A 3,550-nucleotide genomic window follows, 5' to 3' on the forward strand; every position below is an offset into this window, starting at 1 on the left:
GCAGGCCACGCTGCTGAACGCGCTGGGCCAGACGGTGCTGAGCCGTACGCTGAACGCCGCTGCCGGCCAGGCCATCGACGCCGAGTTTGACGTGCGTGCGCTGGCCGCCGGCGTGTATACGCTGCGCCTGAACGTGAACGGTACGCCCGTGGTCCGGAAGGTGGTAGTAGAATAGCGCCGCCGGGCTGCCTGGCCCGACTGCTCTTTGATGAAAGCCCGCTGCAAGCTTTGCAGCGGGCTTTTTTTGTCTGGTAGGATGAAGGCTGAAGCTGGATGGCGGAGGAGGAGGGGCGTTGGTGTTCTGGCATCGTTCCCGGCAACGATTGCGCAGATTTTGTCGGGTTTTAAAGGTCGGAAGGGGTTGAGGGTCAGTGTACCTTTCTTCGGTGCAAGCGGCACTAACACCTAAATCCCACCCTGTTATTCTTTCCATGAACCGACCTTTTACCCAACGCCTGAGTTTGACCAGCGCCCTGCTACTGCTCGTGGCCCTGACCTCCCGGCTCCTAGCCTACGACCTGACCGTGGCTAAAGATGGTACCGGCAACTACACCACCGTGCAGGCCGCCATCGATGCCGCCCCGGCCGGCCGCACCACGGTGTTCACCATCTTCATCAAAAACGGCCGCTACCGCGAGGTGGTGAACGTGCCATCCACCAAGCCCTTCATTCAACTGGTGGGCGAGAGCGTGGGCAACACCGTCATCACCTACAACAATTCGGCCGGCACGCTCGTGGGCGGCGTGGCCCTGGGCACGCAGAACTCGGCCTCAGTCACCATCAACGCCACCGACTTTTCGGCCCTGAACCTGACGTTCGAAAACTCGTTTGGTGAGGCTGCCTCCAACGGGCAGGCCGTGGCCATTCTGGTGAATGCTGACCGGGCGGCGTTTCGTAATTGCCGTTTCCTGGGCAATCAGGACACCATGTACCTGAAGGGTAGCGGCACGCCGCATCAGTACTTCCTGAACTGCTACATCGAGGGCAACACCGACTTCATTTTCGGCAGTTCGGCGGCGCTGTTCGAGAACTGCAACATTTATGCGAAGAACAAGGCCACGGCCAGCACTTCGTTTATTGCTGTTCCCAACACGCCGGCCGGCCAGGCATTCGGCTTCGTGTTTAAAAACTGCAACGTGACTGGGCACTCGGTGGCCGGTGGCACTACCTACGACCTCGGCCGCCCCTGGCAGGCTAACCCCAAGGCGGCCTTCCTGAACTGCAACCTGAGTACGCCGCTGATTCTGGACGAGGGCTGGGCCCCGACTAGCTCGGCCGGCACGGCCACCATCCGAGACTCGTATTTTGTGGAGTACCAGAACACGCACTTCAACGGCAAGGCCATCAAAACCAGCAGCCGGGTGCTGTCGGGCCAGGGCCTGACGCCCGTGCAGCCCTCATCGCAGCTCACCGCCGCCGAAGCCGCCACTTACACCAAGGCCAACATTATGGGCAACTGGGAGCCCTGCTCCCTGATTGACTGCACCACACCGTTCATGAAAACGGTTATTGTCAACAACTTCAAAGGGGTTAAAGGAGCCAGCACCGCGGCTTTCACCTGGAACACCAGCTTCCCCATTGCCGGCGACGTGCTGAGCATTTACCGCGCCACGGCCACGCCGCCGGCCGCGCTGGGCGCTTTCGCGGTGGTGAGCACTCAGACGGAACCCGGCGACACGGTGTTCAACTACTCGTATTCGGAAGTTATTCCGGCCTCGGGCAGCCTCTCGAAATACTTCGTGCGCGGCAGCGCGACGCCAGCCCAGATTTCGTCCGATACCGCCACCATTAGCAGTGCACCCACGGTGACGGCCAGCGGCAGCCTGGGCAATTTCACGCAGCAGCTGGGCACGCCCTCGCCGACCCAGAGCGTGGCCGTATCGGGCACCGATTTGGCTGGCACCGTAACGGTAACGGCCCCCGCCAACTACCAGGTTTCGCTGACTTCGGGTGGTACCTACGCCAGCACTGTGAGTTTGACGCCCGCCAGCGGTGCCGTGGCCAGCACGCCGGTGTACGTGCGCCTGAACGCCACCGCGGCCGGTACCTACACCGGCACGCTCACCCTGACCAGCACCAACGCCACCACTGTGCGCGTAGCCCTGAGCGGCACGGCCATTGTGGCGCCCACCATCACCTCGAACATCTTGGAATACTGGCCGCTGCGCGTGAACAACGCCGACAGTACCCAGGCCCGCAGCAGCCGCATAACGGCCACCGTGCCCACTCTTAAGCGCCTCTACGTATCGAATGGCACCACGCCCTCGGGCACCAACCCGCTGGTGCCGGCCTATTCCAACCTCTACGGACAGGCCTTCGGCCCCACGGCCAACGGCGACGGCACCTGGAGCGCCGTGGGCGGCAACCTGAGCCGCCTGTACTACGAGCAGTTCACGCTGAGCGTGCCGGCCGGCGGCAGCGCCGTGCGCGTCGATTCGGTACTGTTCAACGCCGGTTTCTACAATACCAGCTCGGGTACGAAAATGGCCGTGGTATACTCGCTAAACGGCTTTACGGCACCGGCCGACTCCACCGAAATCACGAGCGTAACCGGGCCCGGCGGGGCGCAGGCCCTTACGGCCAGCGGCAACTTCAGCAAGTCGTTCCCGCTGCTGAACCAGGTGAACGGCAACGTGACGCTCTACCGCGTGGCCCTGAACGGCCCCAGCACCGCCAACCCCAGCGGCGGGGTGTCGGTAGCCGCCGGCAAAACGCTGAGCGTGCGCCTGTACTTCGCCTGCAGCAGCACCGGTACGCCCCGCTACGGCCTGTTGAAAAACGTGCGCTTCAAGGGCGACGCCGCCACGCCTACGGCCACCACGGCCAGCCGCGCCCTGGCTGCTCAGGTGCAGTTGTTCCCGAACCCGGCCACCGGCTCTTTCCGCGTGCAGCTGCCGGTGGCTAGCAACTCGGCCCCGGTACCCGCCATGCTGCTCAACGCCTTGGGCCAGCCCGTGCTGCGCCGCATGCTGAGCGGCGCCGCCGGCCAAGTTGCCGAAGGTGAATTCGAGGTGCGTGGCCTGGCCCGTGGCATCTACACGCTGCGGCTTGACATGGGCGGCGTGCCGGTAGCGCGCAAGGTGGTGGTGGAATAATACCTGCTCCCGTAAATTGCTTTAAAGCCCGCTACCGTTCAGTAGCGGGCTTTTTTATGTCGGCTGCACAAAGTCTGCAGATTAACATTGGATGAATAAAATCTTTGGTGGCCTTAAACCTCGCTGGCAATCAAGCATCTGATGGGTGATTTTATTATGGTTCTTTATTCATTCTTTTCATGAAATCACGCTTCACCTCCGGCCTCATCCTGCTACTGGTACTGGCCGCCACCTTCACCGGCCTGGCCAGCCGCGGCCCCCGCGAACACCGCCCCATTCGCCGCGAAATCCGCGCTTACGTGCAGGCCAACGTGCTGCCCGTGCTCCGCCAGCAGCGCCAGAAGCTGGAGCCTCAGCTTTCCGCCGCCGACCGGACCCAGTTGGTCACCTACCGCACCCAACTCCGCACCCTGAAAGAGCAGGGCCGCGCCCTGCGCCAGGCCGCCGCGCCAGCG

3 protein-coding genes are annotated in these 3,550 nt (G+C 63.0%); all 3 read left to right on the forward strand.

All coding sequences use genetic code 11. The features are described 5' to 3' along the window. Window positions 1-13: 13 nt before the first annotated feature. Window positions 14-175: a T9SS type A sorting domain-containing protein gene (locus ACYVDE_RS17525; protein WP_460502843.1), complete on the forward strand. Its 162-nt coding sequence runs from the start codon at window positions 14-16 to the stop codon at window positions 173-175. Window positions 176-431: 256 nt separating this feature from the next. Continuing rightward, the gene (locus ACYVDE_RS17530; RefSeq protein WP_460502840.1) at window positions 432-3,095 is read left to right on the forward strand and encodes a pectinesterase family protein; all 2,664 of its coding nucleotides are present in this window, start codon (window positions 432-434) and stop codon (window positions 3,093-3,095) included. 179 nt (window positions 3,096-3,274) lie between these two features. Beyond that, the coding region (locus ACYVDE_RS17535; RefSeq protein ID WP_460502842.1) for a hypothetical protein at window positions 3,275-3,550 on the forward strand (276 nt) is incomplete at its 3' end.

The sequence above is a fragment of the Hymenobacter agri genome (genome assembly GCF_054778495.1).